Origin of the sequence: Nocardia sp. NBC_00403 (genome assembly GCF_036046055.1) — a bacterium.
Taxonomy (GTDB): Bacteria; Actinomycetota; Actinomycetes; order Mycobacteriales; family Mycobacteriaceae; genus Nocardia.
Genome location: NZ_CP107939.1, coordinates 277,160 through 294,784, shown reverse-complemented (window position 1 = coordinate 294,784; position 17,625 = coordinate 277,160). Strand labels below are relative to the sequence as shown.

At 66.8% G+C, this 17,625-nt stretch carries 19 protein-coding genes; 10 read left to right on the top strand and 9 right to left on the bottom strand.

The genetic code is table 11. From position 1 onward, the window contains the following. Positions 1-43: 43 nt before the first annotated feature. The 3 genes from OHQ90_RS01085 to OHQ90_RS01075 form a co-directional block, all read right to left on the bottom strand. Positions 44-1,294: a saccharopine dehydrogenase family protein gene (locus OHQ90_RS01085; protein WP_328406671.1), complete on the bottom strand. Its 1,251-nt coding sequence runs from the start codon at positions 1,292-1,294 to the stop codon at positions 44-46. 31 nt (positions 1,295-1,325) lie between these two features. Beyond that, positions 1,326-2,756, bottom strand: coding sequence for an ABC1 kinase family protein (locus OHQ90_RS01080; RefSeq protein ID WP_328406670.1), 1,431 nt, complete (start codon positions 2,754-2,756; stop codon positions 1,326-1,328). A 164-nt stretch (positions 2,757-2,920) separates the two neighbouring features. Continuing rightward, a complete protein-coding gene (locus OHQ90_RS01075) occupies positions 2,921-3,604 on the bottom strand; it encodes a TetR/AcrR family transcriptional regulator (RefSeq protein ID WP_328412450.1) in 684 nt (227 codons plus the stop codon). Positions 3,605-3,877: 273 nt separating this feature from the next. On the opposite strand from OHQ90_RS01075, the gene OHQ90_RS01070 reads away from it, so the two are divergent. The 5 genes from OHQ90_RS01070 (at position 3,878) to OHQ90_RS01050 (ending at position 8,053) form a co-directional block, all read left to right on the top strand. Beyond that, on the top strand, positions 3,878-5,215 hold the full coding sequence (locus OHQ90_RS01070; RefSeq protein ID WP_328406669.1) for a DUF445 domain-containing protein: 1,338 nt from the start codon (positions 3,878-3,880) through the stop codon (positions 5,213-5,215). A gap of 104 nt (positions 5,216-5,319) precedes the next feature. Continuing rightward, a complete protein-coding gene (locus tag OHQ90_RS01065) occupies positions 5,320-5,823 on the top strand; it encodes a helix-turn-helix domain-containing protein (protein WP_328406668.1) in 504 nt (167 codons plus the stop codon). Then, a complete protein-coding gene (locus OHQ90_RS01060; protein ID WP_328406667.1) occupies positions 5,820-6,491 on the top strand; it encodes a heparin-binding hemagglutinin in 672 nt (223 codons plus the stop codon). The genes OHQ90_RS01065 and OHQ90_RS01060 overlap by 4 nt, the downstream gene beginning before the upstream one ends. Before the next feature lie 61 nt (positions 6,492-6,552). Beyond that, positions 6,553-6,858: a DUF2516 family protein gene (locus OHQ90_RS01055; protein ID WP_328412448.1), complete on the top strand. Its 306-nt coding sequence runs from the start codon at positions 6,553-6,555 to the stop codon at positions 6,856-6,858. Positions 6,859-7,015: 157 nt separating this feature from the next. Then, complete coding sequence (locus tag OHQ90_RS01050; protein WP_328406666.1) at positions 7,016-8,053, top strand: alpha/beta fold hydrolase; 1,038 nt, start codon at positions 7,016-7,018, stop codon at positions 8,051-8,053. A 133-nt stretch (positions 8,054-8,186) separates the two neighbouring features. Here OHQ90_RS01050 and purU read toward each other — a convergent pair whose 3' ends face one another. Both purU and OHQ90_RS01040 read right to left on the bottom strand, forming a co-directional pair. Next, complete coding sequence (purU, locus tag OHQ90_RS01045; RefSeq protein ID WP_328406665.1) at positions 8,187-9,077, bottom strand: formyltetrahydrofolate deformylase; 891 nt, start codon at positions 9,075-9,077, stop codon at positions 8,187-8,189. 370 nt (positions 9,078-9,447) lie between these two features. Then, positions 9,448-10,035, bottom strand: coding sequence for a GNAT family N-acetyltransferase (locus tag OHQ90_RS01040; protein ID WP_328406664.1), 588 nt, complete (start codon positions 10,033-10,035; stop codon positions 9,448-9,450). 177 nt (positions 10,036-10,212) lie between these two features. Here OHQ90_RS01040 and deoC point away from each other — a divergent pair, with 177 nt between their 5' ends. After that, positions 10,213-10,881 carry a deoxyribose-phosphate aldolase gene (deoC, locus tag OHQ90_RS01035; RefSeq protein ID WP_328406663.1) on the top strand — a complete coding sequence of 223 codons (669 nt, stop codon included), beginning with the start codon at positions 10,213-10,215 and terminating at the stop codon, positions 10,879-10,881. A gap of 49 nt (positions 10,882-10,930) precedes the next feature. Here the strand turns inward: deoC and OHQ90_RS01030 are convergent, their stop codons facing one another. Then, the gene (locus OHQ90_RS01030) at positions 10,931-11,653 is read right to left on the bottom strand and encodes an LmeA family phospholipid-binding protein (protein ID WP_328406662.1); all 723 of its coding nucleotides are present in this window, start codon (positions 11,651-11,653) and stop codon (positions 10,931-10,933) included. Positions 11,654-11,752: 99 nt separating this feature from the next. Between OHQ90_RS01030 and OHQ90_RS01025 the strand changes: the two genes are divergently transcribed. Next, on the top strand, positions 11,753-12,361 hold the full coding sequence (locus tag OHQ90_RS01025) for a hypothetical protein (RefSeq protein WP_328406661.1): 609 nt from the start codon (positions 11,753-11,755) through the stop codon (positions 12,359-12,361). Positions 12,362-12,466: 105 nt separating this feature from the next. Next, the gene (locus tag OHQ90_RS01020; RefSeq protein WP_328406660.1) at positions 12,467-14,044 is read left to right on the top strand and encodes a hypothetical protein; all 1,578 of its coding nucleotides are present in this window, start codon (positions 12,467-12,469) and stop codon (positions 14,042-14,044) included. On the opposite strand, the gene OHQ90_RS01015 is transcribed toward OHQ90_RS01020, so the two are convergent. Beyond that, entirely contained in the window at positions 13,969-14,778 is an 810-nt protein-coding gene (locus OHQ90_RS01015) for a class I SAM-dependent methyltransferase (RefSeq protein WP_328406659.1), read from the bottom strand. The genes OHQ90_RS01020 and OHQ90_RS01015 overlap by 76 nt on opposite strands. Further along, entirely contained in the window at positions 14,748-15,266 is a 519-nt protein-coding gene (locus OHQ90_RS01010) for a DUF2505 domain-containing protein (protein WP_328406658.1), read from the bottom strand. The genes OHQ90_RS01015 and OHQ90_RS01010 overlap by 31 nt, the downstream gene beginning before the upstream one ends. 153 nt (positions 15,267-15,419) lie before the next feature. On the opposite strand from OHQ90_RS01010, the gene OHQ90_RS01005 reads away from it, so the two are divergent. Further along, the gene (locus OHQ90_RS01005) at positions 15,420-15,959 is read left to right on the top strand and encodes a VanZ family protein (protein WP_328406657.1); all 540 of its coding nucleotides are present in this window, start codon (positions 15,420-15,422) and stop codon (positions 15,957-15,959) included. 33 nt (positions 15,960-15,992) lie between these two features. On the opposite strand, the gene OHQ90_RS01000 is transcribed toward OHQ90_RS01005, so the two are convergent. Beyond that, on the bottom strand, positions 15,993-16,478 hold the full coding sequence (locus OHQ90_RS01000; protein ID WP_328406656.1) for a DUF2505 domain-containing protein: 486 nt from the start codon (positions 16,476-16,478) through the stop codon (positions 15,993-15,995). Between the two features lie 42 nt (positions 16,479-16,520). Here OHQ90_RS01000 and OHQ90_RS00995 point away from each other — a divergent pair, with 42 nt between their 5' ends. Further along, entirely contained in the window at positions 16,521-17,609 is a 1,089-nt protein-coding gene (locus tag OHQ90_RS00995) for a UDP-N-acetylmuramate dehydrogenase (RefSeq protein ID WP_442941430.1), read from the top strand. Positions 17,610-17,625: the final 16 nt, after the last annotated feature.

The following is a 17,625-nucleotide window of genomic DNA, read 5'->3' as shown; positions in this document are numbered from 1 at the left end:
CGGGCGGTGACCATGCCTCGATCACCGCCCGCCGCAACCGAACTCAGGTTCGGTCGACCTCGATGGTGATTCCCGCCGCGCGCAGCCGGTCGGTCAGTGCGTCACCCATGGCCGCCGCGGGGGTGAGGATGCCTGCCAGTTCGGGCTGCTTGTCGCCGTCGAAGGCCAGGCACAGGCCTGCTTCGCCGAGCATCACCGCGGTCGCCTGGTAGCCCGGGTCGCCGCTGCCTGCGAAGGTCGCGACGTACTTGGCTCCCGAGGAGGTACGCGCGAAGGTCTTCATGGTGAACCAGCCACTGGTGCGGGCCTTTTCACTCGGCCCGGTGCCGGGCTTCGGCAGCACCCGGTCCAGCAGCTTGCGGCCCATCGCGACTCGCGACAGCACCGCGCCCGCCGCCATGGTGGCCACGATGCCGCCCGCCATGCCCGCCGCAACCAGCGGAGCGACCGGAGATTTACCTGCGCTCATCACCTCGCGGTAGCGGAAGTTCTTGCCGTACACCCAGCCGAGCAGGCCGTTGGTACGGCGGACGATCTTGGTGTTGTGCGAGCCCATGATGAAGGTCGCGACCCACCCGTCCAGGCTCGGGTCGATGCTGCTTGCCCGCTGCAGGGCCTGATCGGACTGGCGGCCCACATCGGGATCCATCGACTTGTCGGGGCTCAGCGAGTACGGGTGCGACAGCACTCGACCCTTGGACGGGTCTTCGGCGATGGCTTCCATCATCGCGCGGCCGGAGTCGATGGTGCCGCCGCTCGCGCCGCCCTTGAGCCAGGCGACGAGCGTGGTCTCCTCCAGTTCGCCGGTGTTGTCGGCGACCGAACGCTTGTAGAGCTGGTACACGCTGATGTCCGACGGAATCGAGTCGTAGCCGCAGGAATTCACGATCTTCGCGCCGGTGGTTGCGGCCTGGTCGTGGAACTGGTCGATCGCATCCCTGATGAACAGCGGCTCGCCGGTGAGGTCGGCATAGTGAGTACCTGCCTTCGCGCAGGCGGCCACCAGTGGCAGGCCGTAGCGCAGGTACGGGCCGACGGTGGTGACCACGACGGTGGTCCGCGCGGCCAGCGCATCGAGCGCGGCTTGATCGGTGGAATCGGCCACGACCAGTTCCCAGCCCGCGGCGGCAGGGCCGAGTTCGTCGCGCACCTTCGTCAGCTTGTCCAGCGATCGCCCGGCCAGCGCGATGCGCGCCGACTCGGGCGCGGCGCCTGCCAGGTACTCCGCGGTGAGCTTGCCGACGAAACCTGTTGCGCCGAATAGCGTGAGGTCGAATTCTCGTGTGTCTGCCATCGTTACCTGCTCCCGATCAGTGCTGTGTGCGTTATGCCTTGTCCCGTATGGGCTTCTTCGCCCGGGCCCGAGGCTTTTTCGGCGGAACCGGCGGGTGCTCGGCGAGCCATTGGTGATGAATCTGTCCGAGTTCGGTGACCGGTGGTTCGTCGTAGATCCACTCGCGGGAAATGCGATGCCAGTTCGCGGTGCATTCGAGCTGCCCGAGCATGCCGAAGGTCAGGAAGTCGGCGCGGCGCGAGAAAAGGTGCTCCGGCGGCAGGTTCTGCTGCTTCATCCCGGCGAACTCGCTGGCCCTCGGGTCGACGGCGAGCAGGAACGCGCCGCTGGCCAGTTCGGGTGTGATCGTCAGCTCTTCGTCGATCAGGCACCATTCCGACGCGGCGAGTACATATTCCAGACATTCCTCCGCGCCGATCTCCTCGGGCGAGTCGATGACGCCGCGTTCGATCATCAACTGCCGCAGGTCTTCGGCGCGATCCTCGGCCGCCGCGCGCAGGCAGATCGTCTCGAAGCGCACGTGCTCCGGATCCATCCGGTTGAACAGGCCGAAATCCAGGAACGCGACTTTGCCGTCGGTAGCGAGCAGCACGTTGCCCGGATGTGGGTCGCCGCAGAACTCGTTGAAGGTGAACAGCGAGCCGACGTAGAACCGGTAGATGATCTCGGCGATCCGGTTGCGCTCCGTATCGGGCAGCCGTCGGATGGCGTCGAAGCCCATGCCCGCCACGTATTCGCTGACCAGGACCCGGGTGGTGCTGAGTTCCGGCATCGAGCGTGGCACCCGGATGAACGGGTGGCCTGCATAGACCTCGGCAATCTGCAGCTGGGTGTTGGCTTCGGCCTGATAGTCGAGTTCGCTCTCCATGTTCAGCCGCAGTTCGTCGAGCACGGCCGGGGTCACCCACGGCATCGCCGATTGCAGTACCCGCCGGAACATGGCCAGGTTCTTCAGGTCCGCGCGCACCGCCACGTCGATGCCGGGGTACTGCACTTTCACCGCAACCTGCCGACCGTCGTGCAGGGTGCCGCGATAGACCTGGCCGATGGAGGCCGCCGCGATCGGCGTCGATTCGAATTCGGCGAACACCCGATCGAGCGGTTGCCCGAAGTCTTCCTCGATCACCCGGCGCATCGATTCGAAAGACACCGTCGGTGCGGCATCGCGTAGCACGGCGAGGCGCTTCTGGAAGCGTTCCCGGTGGTCTTCGGGCACCAGGTCGAGATCGAGCACGGACATCATCTGGCCCAGTTTCATGGCCACGCCCTTCATGGTCCCCAGGACCATGACCACCTGTTCGGTAGTGCGGATCATCGACTCTTCGGCCATTTTGGCCCGCACGGCGTCGGACCTTCCTCGCATCGATAGCCGCGTGCGCTGCGTCCGGATGACCGAGCTGGCTGCGACCGCACCCAGCTTGGTGCCACGAGCAAGCCGGGAAGTCGGCACTTGCTTCGCCATCGAGGTACCTCCATTGGTGCCAGCGCGCGGGCGGTGACGCAGCCCACTCGGCGCACCGCTCGGGTTCAGACTAGCCAACGAATCCGCAAAGTCGAGCACAGCGGTGAACTTCAGCTAGCGGCCCAGCTAGCACCCTGTGGAGGTACCCGAAGTCGGGCGGTTGATCAGTTTCCCGAGTCGGTATCGAAGGTCGGCAGCACATGCGGCTGCGCGTTGAAAACCTCGCGCGACCCGTTGGCCCGCGCCATTCCCTCGATGGCGCTCCAGGCCATCATCGTGAGGTAGTCGACGACCTGTTCGCGGGACATCGACTTGTTGGTCGTCCACCAGTGCGTGGCCAGCTGGATGCCGCCGACCAGCACGTAGGACCACAGCAGGGCGCCTTCGGTGTCGATACCCTTCGCGCCGGCGCGGTCGGTGATGACCACGGAGACGACCTCCGCGAAGAGCTTCTCGAACTCCGCGAGCGAGGACTGGTCGGCCGAGCCGTTGCCCATGATGAAGCGGTAGACCTCGGGGTCCTCGTCGACGGTGCCGACGTAGGCCGAGAGGGCCGAGCGCACCAGCTGGTACTCGTCGGCATCGAGGCTGATCGCCTCGTAGACCCGCGGCATCAGCGTGGTTTCGATGAACCGCTGCATGGTGGCGTGGACCAGGTCGTTCTTATCGGAGAAGTACCGGTAGAGCACGGTTTTGGAGACACCGATCTCGGCGGCGATTTCGTCCATGCCGGCATTGCTGCCCCGGGTGCGAATCGCCGCGAGGGTGCCGTCGACCAGCTCTTCGCGCCGGTCGATCTTGTGCTGCCGCCATCGGCGCTTGCGGCCGTCCGTCCGGCCGGTGCGCACCGCTGCCGGTCGCTCGGCGAGCTCGCCGACGTCGACAAGGTCTTCGGTGGACAGCGTGAGCTCCCTCGTTCGTAGGGGTTCGGGCTTCGAGCCATTGGGCTCCTCGGACCACAAGCTTAGGTCCAGGCAACCGGTGAGATGTGCGTTTGGGTCGCTGATGCGGCAGGAACCACATATTTGCCGACCGGAACGGGCGCGGCGCGGGTGTGTCGTCACACGCTGCCGGTGCTGTGCCGAGTATGGCCGAGTGCCGGGCACCGCAGAATGGAAGGCATGGAGAAAGCTCCCGGCAACATCGCGGTTCTCGACACGCGCACCCAGCCTGCCGCAGCGGCACCCAGTACCTTCGCGGCCTTCGTGGACGAGGAAGGCAAGAAGCGCGACCTGTTCCGGATGAAGGCACTGGCTACCGGGCTGCTGGCCTTTGCGACGGTGATCTATCTGCTCTGCCGTTGGTTGGAATCACGCGGTTCGGGTGGCGACTGGGTCGGCTATGTGCGCGCGGCCTCGGAAGCGGGCATGGTCGGTGCGCTCGCCGATTGGTTCGCCGTGACCGCGCTGTTCCGGCATCCGCTCGGCTTGCCGATTCCGCACACCGCGATCATCCGGAAGAAAAAGGATCAGCTCGGCGCGAGTCTGGGTTCCTTCGTCGGTTCGAACTTTCTTGCTCCGGATGTGGTCTCGGCGAAGGTGACCTCGGCGCAGATCTCCTGGCGGGTCGGGCGCTGGATGGCGGACTCCGGCCATGCCGCGCGGGTGGCCGAGGAGAGTTCGACCATCCTGCGTGCGGTGGTCGGCGTGCTGCGTGACGAGGACGTCGAGCAGATCATCGACAACACGATCGTCAAGCGGATCGCGGAACCGCTGTGGGGTCCGCCGATCGGCAGGGTGCTTGCCGAACTGTTGGCCGACAATCGGCAGCTTCCGCTGCTCGACATGCTCGCCGAGCGTGCCCATCAGTGGGCGCTGGGCAGCCAGGAGACGATCGATCGGATTGTTTTGCGCGATGCTCCGCAATGGGCTCCGAAATTCGTAAACATTCTGCTTTCAGAAAAGATCTATCGGGAACTGGTCGAGTTCACCTGGAAGGTCCGTTCGAATCCCGAGCACGAGGTGCGCCTCGCGGCGAATCGGTTCCTCGAGGAATTCGCCGACGACCTGCAGCACGACGACGCGATGATCAAGAAGGCCGAGCGGATCAAGGCGCAGGTGATGGGGCGCGAGGAGATCACCGGCATGGCCGAGGCGACCTGGCGCGCTGCCAAGCGGCTGATCCTGGAATCAGCGGATGATCCCAGCAGTACGCTGCGTAGGAAGGTTGCCGAGAACGTGCAGCAGCTCGGTGAGCGGCTGCGTGACGACGACGAGATGCGCGCAAAAGTCGACGGCTGGATCGACAGGGGGGCGCGCTATCTGGTGGGAAACTATGCAGGAGAGATCACGACCCTGGTCACCGACACGGTTGCCAGGTGGGATGCCGAGGAAGCGAGCAAGAAGATCGAATTGCAGGTTGGGCGCGATCTGCAATTCATCCGCATCAACGGAACGGTGGTCGGATCGCTGGCAGGGCTTGCGATCTACACGATTTCGCAGGTGCTGTTCCACGGCTGAAGGATAGAGCGCCGAATGTTTGCTGGAAGAGTGCTAACAGAGTGCTTGCAATAGCTAGCACCCTCATTTAGAATTGATACCGTACAACCGCCAGAAGGTGAGTGATGGCAGACCAGCCCGAGGTTTCCGCCGAGTACACCGACAGTTCGGCCGAGCAATCGGCAGGCGTCGGAGAAAAGGCGGCCCGCGTCGTGAACGCGGCGCACGACATCGGAGGGTTCATCAGGGCACAGCGAGAGGCTGCGCAAGTCTCGCTGCGTCAGCTCGCCACCCTTGCGGGAGTGAGCAATCCATACCTCAGTCAGATCGAGCGCGGATTGCGCAATCCGTCCGCCGAGGTACTCACGCAGATCGCCAAGGCACTGCGGGTGTCCTCGGAGGTGTTGTACGTACGGGCTGGCTATCTCGAGCAGCGGCCGCACAGTCCGATCCGGGATGCCCTGCTTGCCGATACGTCGATCAGCGAACGGCAAAAGCAGGTCCTGCTGGATATCTATGAATCGTTTCGCCGCGAAAACGGAGGGAACGAGTCAGGGGGGGATCAATGGGACAGCGAAGTTCCGCTTACGACAACCGACACTCCGCCACGCCAGGAGAACGAAGAATGACCGAGAAGAACCAGACCACCAAGCCACTGTTCGCCACCGTCGGCGCAGGCGACGCGGTCTACGCCGCGGTGCTCGACGCTGTCACTCAGGTGCGTGAGCGTGCCGCCACCGCCGATGTGACCGGCCGCGTCGAAGAGGCTCGTGAGCGCTTCGCAAACGTGCCCGCCGACGTGCAGGCTCAGTTCGAGACGCTGCGTGAGCGGTTGTCCGGGCTGCCTTCCGAACTGCCGGAGGACCTCGCCGAGCTCCGCGAGAAGTTCACTCCGGAGGAGCTGCGCACGCTCGCCGAGAAGTACTACGCCAAGGTCCTCGACCTGTACGCGGACCTGGCCGTTCGCGGCGAGGAGACCGTCGAGCGGCTGCGCGCCAACCACCTGGTCGAGGATCAGATCGAGCGCGTGGAATCCCTCTACACCGACGCGGTCAGCCGCGCGGAGGACGTGCTCGGCAAGGTCAACGACCTGCTCGGCCGTCCGGCCAAGGATGAGGTCGAGGTCGAGGTCGAGGTCGAGGTCGTCGCCGAGCCGGTCGTCGAGGCCGAGGTGCTGACGGTGACCACCGAGACCGCGCCCGCCGCGGCCGAGGAGCCCGTTGCCGCGAAGGCCCCCGCCAAGAAGGCTCCGGCCAAGAAGGCTCCGGCCAAGAAGGCTGCTCCCAAGAAGGTGTAATCGCCTGACGCACAAACGACGACCCCGCGCACCCGTGGTGCGCGGGGTCGTTGCTTCTATGATGGGTGGGGTGAATGTGGCGCAAGATTTAACCGGCATGATCTTGTTCGTGCTGCGGCTGGTAGCACTCGGTGCGACGATCTTCGCGCTGATTCACGCCATTCGTCAGCGTCCGGACGCCTTCACTGCGGTGGACAAGCTGACCAAGCCGATCTGGATCGCGATCCTCGCCGCGGCGCTGTTGTTCCTGCTGCTTTCGCTGACGGTGACGAGTCTGCTTGCGCTCATTGCGATCATTGCGACCGGCATCTACCTGGCCGATGTGCGGCCGAAGGTGGACGAGATTCAGCGCGGTCCGCGCTGGTAGGGCGGAATTCGGCAGTAATTGGGCAGAGCCGGACGGTGTCCGTCCGAAGCCGCGCCGGGGTGGTGAAGGCGCGGCGGTCGCACTTTCTTGGTGCTAGCTCTAGTTAGCAGCGCGAATCGGGGTTACTGTATCGAGCAGTAACACAAAGGAGTGTCCGATGCGTGCAATGCTGCCGTCTGCGTTGGGGAACCTCCCGGAACATATCCGGGGCTTGCTCGACGTACACCGCGCCAATCTGCGGAACCGTACCTATGCGACCGCGGCGTTGAACCCGCCTACCGTTGCGCATCAGGTCGTCCCCGTGACCACCGCCGACGGCGCCAAGCTGCGGGTGCACGCATACGGACCGGCCGACGGACAGGTGATCGTGCTCGTGCACGGCTGGACCTGCGCCATCGAATACTGGAACGCACAGATCAACGCCTTCGCGGGCGAGTACCGCGTGATCACCTATGACCAGCGCGGGCACGGAGAAAGCGAACTCGGTTCCAGCCCGCTGACCACCGATCTGCTCGCCGACGATCTGGCCGCTGTCCTCGCGGCCACTCTGCGTCGCGGCCGCAAGGCCGTGCTGGTCGGGCACAGCCTCGGCGGAATGACGCTGCAGGCCTGGGCCGGACGGTATCCCGAGCGGGTCGCCGAGCAGGCGCTCGCGGTGCTGCTGACCAATACCGCCCCGCACGGGCTGGTCGCAACTACCACGGTCGTGCCGTTGTTCAACCGACCGCTCCCGCTGCTGAAGCTCCGAATTCCCTTGCCCGCCTTCATCGGCCGCCTCGGACTCGGCACCCCCATCCTCTTCCCGCCGCTTGCTCCGGTGCGCTGGGTCTTCGCCAGGCAGATCATGACCCTCGCCGCCACCGACGACGAGATCGCCTTCAGCATGGCCATCGTGCGCTCCTGCCCAGCCCGCGTGCGCGCTGAGTTCGGCATCCTTCTCGCCGAGATGGACCTCGGCGAATCGGCACGAAACCTGGTGGTGCCCACAACCGTGCTCGCGGGCTCCCTCGACGACATGACACCACCCGCACACTCGGAGCTGATCGCCGAAATGCTCAGCGAAACAGGCAGCCTGGCCAAGTACGAGGTACTGAACACCGGCCATCTCGGCAACACCGAGGCCCACGACCGCTTCAACGAAGAACTAACCCAGGTTCTCGAATCCACCCGCACCCCAGCAGAAGCCGTAGGCTGACCGCCCAACGAACATCGACGGTAGTCGAATGGTGGTTGCGGACTTCCTACGCAGCCGCCATTTCGACTACCGTCGATGTCGAAGTTGCGGCCGTGTGTGAGGACGACGGTGCGGTTGTGTCGTGGGTGGTTTGTCAGTTGAAGACGACTGTGCGGCGGCCGTGGACCAGGACTCGGGCTTCCAGGTGCCAGCGGAGGCCGCGGGCCAGGACTACGCGTTCGATGTCGCGGCCCTGGCGGACCATGTCGCGGACCTCGTCGGCGTGGTCGATGCGGATGACGTCCTGTTCGATGATCGGGCCTGCGTCCAGTTCTGCTGTGACGTAGTGGCAGGTGGCGCCGATCAGTTTGACGCCGCGGGCGAAGGCCTGGTGGTAGGGGCGGGCGCCGACGAACGACGGCAGGAAGCTGTGGTGGATATTGATTGCCCGGCCTGCCCAGTGCTCGGTGAGCTCGGGCGGAAGCACCTGCATGAACCTGGCGAGCACCACCGCGTGTGGGTCGTGGGCGTCGACGAGCGCACGCACTTCCTCGAATGCGGGGCCGCGTTCGGCCGGGTCCTTCGGGAACGGCACGTAGTGGAACTTCACGCCGTGCGCCTCGGTCATGCCTGCGAGGTCGGGATGGTTGCCGATCACCGCCTCGATGGTGGCGGGCAGCTCACCGCTGGCGGCGCGTCCGAGCAGGTCGTGCAGGCAGTGTCCGTCCTTGCTGACCAGCAGCACCGCGCGCCGCCGCTCCCCGGAATCGAGGAGCTGCCATTCCGTCTCCGGCCCCAGCTCCGCGGCCACTCCCGCGAACCGGTCCCGTAGTTCGGCGATCCCGAACGGCACCGTCGAAGCCTTGATCGCCTGCCGGGTGAAGAACCACCCACTGTCGACGTCGGAGTGGTAGCCGGCCTCCACGATCGACCCGCCGAACTCGGCGATGAACGAGGTGATTCGAGCAATGATGCCCGGGCGGTCCGGGCAGCCGAGGCTGAGCACGAAACGACGGTCGTCGAGAGCGGATGGAGCGGAACTCATCGACACATCCTCCCAGGTCGCTCCTCGCCCCATCCGCCCGCCTCACGCAAGGCGAGTACTTCCACCAAAGGCGCGAGCATCACCATCGACGCCCCAATCCGGCAGCGAGTGCTCCAAGCGAGGGAGCCACCATCACCGCACACAAACCGACGCGGATCCACCAACGTCGCGACAATCACTACCGCCACACCCGCTGGGCACGATGATGTCTTCCGAGCGCAGCGAGACCGAGCACTAAAGTTCGCGGCCCGTCTCGCTTCCGAGTCGTCGAAGCGCATGCGCCGCAGGCGCGAGTCTCGACGGCTCGGAAGCGAGACCAAGGGGGCCGCGAACACGCGGCGCCGCAGGCGCTGCCAAAAAACACAGCAAGTCAAACACCATAAAACGGTTCGGCGTAATGGAATTCGCCGACTATCTGCGATTCGTATGCGGTCAGGGGGCGGACCTGGAAGTGGGAGACCCAGGCGGGTTCGTCCGGGGTGATGCCGAGGCGGGCGGCGGGGACGAAGCCGAACTGGGGGTAGTAGTCGACACTGCCGAGCAGGGCGACGAGGGGTTCGTCGAGGGCATCCGCCGCGCCGAGGGCGGCGTGTACGAGGGCCGCGCCGACGCCGCTGCCCTGGTGTTCGGTGTCGACGCCGAGCGGGCCGAGCGCGAGGACCGGAAATGGGCCGACAGCCGCGCGGGTGAGGCACACATGTCCGATGACTATGTCGTGCTCGATGGCGACCAAGGACAGGGTGGGGATCCAGCCTTCGTCGCTGCGGAGGCGGGCGACGAGATCGACCTCGGGCGGGTCGCCGGCGCCGTCGTCGGCGGCTTCGCCGGTCATCTCCACGATGTCGGCGTCGGCGAGGGTGTATCGCGCGTCGCCGTCGGCGTACTGCGGTCCGAAAGCGCTGCGATGCACCGCCGCGATGGCAGTGACATCATCGGCGCGTTCGCGACGGATCAGCACGGTATCGTCTCCTCCCGAACGAGTAGGGCCATCCGTACACGCTCCTGCGCTTGCGGCGGAGTCGTGTACGCGCTCGTGTCCGATGCAATACCCGTACTCCACCGACAATAACGAGTGTGCGGGAAGCACCGGAGGCACGCAACGGAATTCGCCGCCGGTATGCCAGACTCTCACCCCATGGCAAATTCCACGTCGCTGACCCGGGCCGCAGTGGCCGCCATGATCGATCACACCTTGCTCGCACCTGAGGCGACGACGGCCGATGTCGACGCACTCATCGCCGAAGCGCGTGCGCTCGGCGTGTATGCGATCTGTGTATCGCCGTCCATGCTGCCGGTGCGCGCACCGGGCGTGGCGATCGCGACGGTCGCCGGATTCCCTTCCGGCAAACACCATTCGCTGGTGAAAGGCGCGGAAGCTCGCCTTTCCGTCGAGCACGGTGCGGCCGAGGTGGACATGGTCATCGATGTCGGCGCGGCGCTTGCCGCTGACTACAACGCCGTCCTGGCCGACATCGTCACCGTCCGCGAGGCAATGGGCGAGCGGGCGGTGCTCAAGGTGATTATCGAATCTGCCGCATTGCCCGACGCCGCGATCGTGGAGGTCTGCCGCGTCGCCGAACGTGCGGGTGCGAACTTTGTGAAGACCTCCACCGGATTTCATCCTGCGGGCGGTGCGAGCGTGCACGCGGTCGCGTTGATGGCCGACACGGTCGGTGGGCGTCTCGGAGTGAAAGCGAGCGGTGGGATCCGGACCGCCGAAGCCGCAGCGGAACTGATCGCCGCGGGCGCGACACGGCTCGGGCTGTCCAAATCCCGTGCGGTGCTTGACGGTTTCCCCGCCTGATTCGTCCGGAGCGCGAATTCCTCCGGCGAGGACACGATTTCGGTGGTGATCAGCAGCGGGCCTCGCCCGGGGCGGTCTCGAGCTCGGTGCGGCCGCCCTCCAGCTTTACCGTGATACCGTCGTCGGTCACCTTGATGTCGGTCGCCTTCAGGCCCATCGGGTAGCTCTGCAGGCTCTGGGTGAAGACATCGACAATGCCCTGCACCAGATCGGTGGGCAGGCCCATGCCGAGCAGCTCCGCCGACATGGTGTCCACCTGCACCACCCCGTTCGTCACCCGCGGCTGCACCTGCAGTTGGGCGAGCCCGCCGAGCACGTCGAGGGTCAGCATGCCGCTGCTCGAGGAGGAGTGCACGCCGCTGACCAGGCCGCCGAGCGTCTGCCGGATACCGTCGTTGTTCCAGGTGACATCGGCCGACGAACTATTGATGGTGCCGCCGCCCTGTCCGGCGTTCTCGACATCGAGGTCCTTGAACCTGGCGTGCACCACCATGCCGACGGCCGGGCCGAACTTGGAGTCGGCGCTGTCCACCGTCACCCGGGAGACCTTGCCGTCGATCAAGGTGAGCAGCATCGGCCGCCAGCCGAAGCCGACGTCGATCTTCGAGCCCATGTCCTTCTCGAATTGCGTGCTGATGCACCGCGAGAACTTGTGCCTGGCGTAGGCCTCGCCGGCGACCAGCGCACCGATGAGCAGCGTCACGACCACGACCAGGGCAATCACGAGGGTGCGCCGGGTGGAGGTCACGGTGGCAGGAGGCTTCTGACTCATGAGCCCGATTCTTCCCGACATTTCTGTGTTCGCTCTGAGGGCGCGGTGAGGGGATTGATTGTGACATGCGACACAAGTTTCGGGCGTAGTCTGGTGGCCATGGCTGGGGATGCTGCGGCCCGCGCACTCGATTCCGCGGAGCAGGGATGGCGGGTGCTGCGACGCCTGGCCGGGCGGCATGCCGGATTTTTCACCACCAGGCAGGTGCTGCGTACCGGTTGTGAGGTGCGGGTGCGGGTGGCGCTCGGGGACGGGTCGGTGACGCGGGCGGGAGTGGGTTTACTTCGGCTGGCCGATTGGCCCGAAGGCCCGCTCGACGAGTACGCCATGTGGGCGGCCTGGTTCGATGGCGCCGCCGCGGTGTCGCATCAGAGCGCGGCCGAACTGCACGGGCTCGGTCGGCTGCGGCCGCGATTCCTGCACCTGTCGGTCGGTGCTGGGCGTCCGCCGGTGACGCCGCGCCTCGTGGTGTTGCGTCGTCCACTGATCGCCACCGATGTCGAGTCGGCGGGCTCGTTCCTGGTCACGACGCCGGTGCGGACGGTGCTCGATCTGGCGGAGGCGGACATCGGACAGACCGCCCTGGACGAGGTGGTCGGCGATGCGGTCGCCATCGACCGTTGTGCGCGCGACGAAATCCGTTCGGCCAGTGTCCGACTGCCCCCGCGGGCGGCCGCCCGGGTGTATCGGGCCCTCACCGGCGTATGAGCCGATGAGCCGCGTGGTGAGCGGGTGCGAGGTGATTCGGTCCGGCTATGAATCGCCGTGGCGTCCGGTTTTGCCGGACGCGCGATCATGGCAGGGTGACTGATCATGGGGACCGAAGGTCAGAGCAGGTGGGATCTCGTCTTCCCCTCCGGTGCGCCCGAGCGGATCGGCGATATGTTCGCCACCGCCGTGGTCGCCGACGCGGTCCGCGGGTATGACGCGGATCTCGCCCAGACGGTGGAGACCTGCCGGGACTGGCGCTGCTCCTATCGCACGGTGTTTCGTGGGCTGACCGCGTTGGCCGCCAGCTCGCCTGCGGCGTCGGTCGGGATCGCGACCGAAGGGCTGCGCTCCGCGCGCAAGTTGCTGCGGCTGGTGACCGGAGCGACCATCGCCCCGCTGCGCAGCGTCGACGTCGAAAAGGTTGCCGAACCGGGCACCCTCGATACCGTCCGGGTCGAGGGCACCGCGAAACCACTCGGGCGGCTGGAAGTCCCCTACCGCGACACGGTGCTGGCGGAGGAGTCGTTGCAGCGTCAGCTGACCGAATGGCGTCGCGGCGGCATCGTGGAACCGGGATTCGCCGCCGCTGTGGAACGGGTGATCGACCATCCGGAGTGGTTGGCACTGACTGGTTTCCGTGTCATCGTCACCGGGGCGGCGGCCGAGCTCGGCCCGCTGCGCCCGCTGTTGCGGTGGGGTGCGGACGTGCTCGGCATCGATCTGCCGGGGACGGAACGCTGGCAGGAACTTTCGCGGCTCGCCGAGACCGGTGCCGGGGTGCTGCGCTATCCGGTCACGGCCGATCCCGGCGTCGATATCACCCAGCAGTTCCCGGCGCTGGTGCATTGGATCCGTGCGCAGCTCGGTGCGGAGGTCCGGCCGGTGTTCGGCCTGTACGCGAATGATCAGGGGTCCGCGGGAGTTCGGCTCGCCACCGCGCAGGACGTCCTTGTCGAGGATCTGCTCGAGCACCGGCCGGACGCCGCGCTGGCGTTTCTCGGGTCGCCGATCGACTGTTATGCCGTGCCGGAAGAGGTTGTCGCGCTGGCGCATGCGCGACTGCACGGGCGCGGTCTGCGTGGCGCGGACCAGAATCTGCTGCGGCTGCTGTCGGTGTCGACGCTCTATCGGCCGAACTATCGCACCACGGTCACCGACCACCTCGGGGCGATATGGGGTGTCGCGGATGCGCTTGTTCCGTCCATCGGTCCGAATCATGCTCTGGCGCACCGCATCCTGCGCTGGCGCGCGGTGCTCGCGCACACCGCGGGGCGCACGGTGTCCTACACCGTCGCGCCACCGGCCTCGACGAGTGCGGTGCGCGCCGAGCGTTCGCTTGCGGCGGCCTACCGTGGCGTGCACCGATTCGGCGTCGAAGTATTCGAACCCGCCACGGCACGAACACTTCTCGCTGCGAAACTGGTCGCCGACCTGATGGCACCGCCTGCCGCGCCGGACGATGCGAATCCAGAGAGCCTGTTCGCGGTGGGCGCGGCGCACGGCGGCCTGTGGCGTCAGCCCTTCGAGCCGCATTCGATGCTGCCGGTCGCGTCGGCAACAGGCTCGGTCGCGACGGCGCTGGACTCGGTCGGGGCCGCGACGGGCTATGTGCGATCGTTGTTCGGCGCGACGGCCGACCACGGCACCGAGAGCACACAGTCGCGCATGCGGCGGCGGTAGGTCCGCACCGGAAAACCTTCCTGCCGCAACGACTCCGCCGCGGTCCGCCAGCGGACCCGTGGCCCGAACGGCGCGTGTGGCGCGGCGTGGGCCCAGGCGCGGTCGGCGGCGGTGAGCAGAGCATGGATCGGTTCGCCGGGAACGTTGCGGTGGATCAACGCCTTCGGAAGTCGCTCGGCGATGTCGGAGGGGCGCTCGACGGTGAACGGATCCCATGCCAGGGTGAGCGACAGCGGTCCCGAGCGATCCAGCAGTGCCCACGCGCAGCGGCGGCCGAGTTCATCGCAGGTTCCGTCGACCAACAGGCCGTCGGGGGCGACGCCGGACAGGATGGTCGCCCACGCGTCGGGAACCGCCGATTCCGGATATTGCCGCAGCACATTGAACGCGCGCACCAAGACCGGCCGCAGCCCGGCCAATTCGAAGCCGCCGCGGGCGAACCCGACACCGTCGCGGCCGGGTACCACCCGTTCCGGATCGATCTCCAGACCGATCACGCGCACGTCGGCGCGGACGGTCCGCACCCGGGTCGCCAGCTCCAGCGTGGTCCACGGGCTCGCACCGTAACCGAGGTCGACGACCAGCGGATCCGGCGTGGTCTGCAGGCGCGCACGGACCAGCTCGTCGTTGATCAGCCAGCGGTCGCTGCGCCGCAGCCGGTTGACGCCGGTGGTGCCGCGGGTGATGGTGCCGACCGGTTTGGTCAGCTGGTCGGGTTTTGCTCTTCCAGCCACCGCACGGTCTCTTCGGCCTCGGCACGGAACAGGTCGACGAGGTTCACCAGCATCAGCTGCTCGAGTCGCGGACCAACCATGGGAATGAACACCTTCGCCTCCGAGGAGAACCGCGCGGTGCAGCCGGTGTCGGTGGGGAACACGCGGATGGCGCCGCCGAGGCTGCCGGGGCCCGCGGGGATGGACGCGGAGTATTTGCCGACGACTTCTTCCTCGTTGAACGGGCCGTAGCTCTCCTTGCGGGTGATCACCATGTCCTTGCGCATCACCGCCTGCGCCATCTCCGGCAGCATCTCTCGCGGCAGGATGTGGTGCAGCATGATCTCGATCCCGGAGTCGCTCACCTCGTGACTCACGACTTCGTTCTCCGAGTACTTCCGCATCTCCGTGACCCGCGCCTCCCAGTAGTCGCGGTTCGACAGCGCTGCATACAGCTCTTTGGTGGTGTGCAACGGGTAGCGGGCTGAATAGTCCAGTCGGCGAGCCATGAGCGATTACGTTACCGGGACCGATTGCCGCGCCATCGCTCGGCGGTGAATGTGAAGACCATCCGCACGCGGTCGGACCAGGAGATTACCCAGTTCGCGCTGGTGGCCGCCCGCGCACGGCCGAGACCGAAATCTTTCGGTCAGACTTGCGAAGTGAACGGGACATGGCAGACATGGGGTGGGGTGGTCGTTGCGGCGCTGGCCGCGATTCCGGCGGCGAGCCCGGTCGCGTGGTGGCTGGCGCGGCGGCGCGGTTCCTGGCGCACCGCGCTCTGCGATGTGGGCATGGTGGTCGGTACGGTGCCGTGGCTGTGGATGATTCTCACGCCCGCCGGTTCCGGTCGCTCGGTCAACCTGGTGCCGCTGCGTGACCTGGCCGATCAGCTCACCGACGACCGGGTTGTCGAACAGCTCGGCGGGAACCTGTTGGTCTTTGCGGCGCTCGGGTTTCTGCTTCCGGTGCGTTCGGCCTGGTTCGCTGATCCGTGGCGACTGCTGATGGTCGGCGCGATCCTGTCGGGCGGCGTCGAGATGCTGCAGTTCGCGCTGGGGGTAGGGCGTCATTCCTCGGTCGACGACGTGCTCGTCAACGCGGTCGGCGCGCTGCTGGCCGGACTGCTGTCCCGGTATTGGTGGCAGCGCTCCTCGGCTGGGCGCCGCGCTAACGCCCCGGAACGAACGCACACCTCCTGACATTTCAGAAGGTGTGCGGCGTCGGGCGCGGACTCAGCGCTGAGCGAGCCAGTTGTTGGTGAACTCCTCTTCGGAGGCGAACAGTTCGGTGAGGCGCTCGGCGATCGCGGCTTCGATCTTCCCGCCGAACAGCGGGATCTTCACTTCGATGCTGCCGGTGACCGTGGCGACCGAGCCGGAGCCGTCGGCAACGAGGGAGATGGCGCCGCGGACCTCGGCGGGTGCGCCGTCGACGCGGGCCTCGAAGGTCGCGGTATCGCCGGACCAATTCTCAGCGCGTGGGATGATCAGATCGCCGGGGCGGACCGCGGTGATGGCGGCGGGCAGCAGCTCGGCGGCGATGGCCTGGACCATCTCGACGTGGACCTGATCACCGTTGACGGCGACCGAATCGAGTCGGGCGTTGGGCCCACCCACCTCGGCGATGCGGTCCTTCCAATACTGCTCGTCAGCGATCGCCGCGCGCACGGCCGCGACCGGATGCGAATAGCGGGCCGTGTACGCCAGGGGTGTAGCCATGTTCGAACACGCTACCGTCTGGCTGTGCGAACTTCACGGGTGGTGTCGTCGGATCAGCTGCGCGAACTGCTGGCCGATACCGGTGCGCTGGTGCGCGAATCGGTGCGGCTTGCGGAACTGACCACGCTGCGGGTCGGCGGGCCCGCGACGGTGGCCGAGTGTGTGACGACCGAGTCGCTGGTGGCGACCGTGCGCGCGCTGGACGCGGCCGGAATACCGATGTTGCTGCTCGCCGGCGGCTCCAATCTGCTGATCGGTGACGAGGGCTTCGACGGTGTCGTCGTCCTGGTGCGGACCGAGGGCGTCGAGATCGGCGCGGACGGTGTGATTGCCGAGGCGGGTGCGAACTGGGACACGGTGGTGGAGGCGACGGTAGCGGCCGGGTTGGGCGGGCTGGAGTGCCTTTCCGGCATTCCGGGATCGGCGGGCGCGACCCCGGTGCAGAATGTCGGCGCGTATGGCGTCGAGGTGGAGCGCCTGCTGCGCCGGGCGCGATTGCTCGATCGCGCTACCGGCGAGATCCGCTGGGTCGAGCCGGGCGAGCTCGGTTTCGGATACCGGACCAGCGTGCTCAAACACCGTGACGACGCCGTCGTGCTCGCCGTCGATTACGCGCTCGATCCCAGCGGGTCCAGCGCACCGCTGCGCTATGGCGAGCTGGCGAACGCGCTCGGCGCGACCAACGGCGAATCCAGACCGGCGGCACAGGTGCGGGCGGCGGTGCTCGGCCTACGGGCGGGCAAGGGCATGGTGCTCGACCCCGGCGATCACGACACTTGGAGCGCGGGGTCCTTCTTCACCAACCCGGTCGTTCCGGAGGCCGGGGTGGGCGAGGTGCGGGCCGCGATCACCGCACATGTGGGAGATGTCACGATCCCGACCTATCCGGCGCCGGACGGGGTCAAATTCTCCGCGGGCTGGCTCATCGAGCGGGCCGGTTTCGCCAAGGGCTTTCCCGGGCAGGCGGCCCCGGCTCGGCTGTCCACGAAACACACGTTGGCGCTGACCAACCGTGGTGACGCGACGGCCGCGGATTTGGTCGCGCTGGCCAGGACGGTCCGCGACGGTGTCGCCGAGCGATTCGGGATCCGGCTCGAGCCGGAACCGGTCACGGTCGGCGTCACGCTCTAACCGGATGCCGCCACAT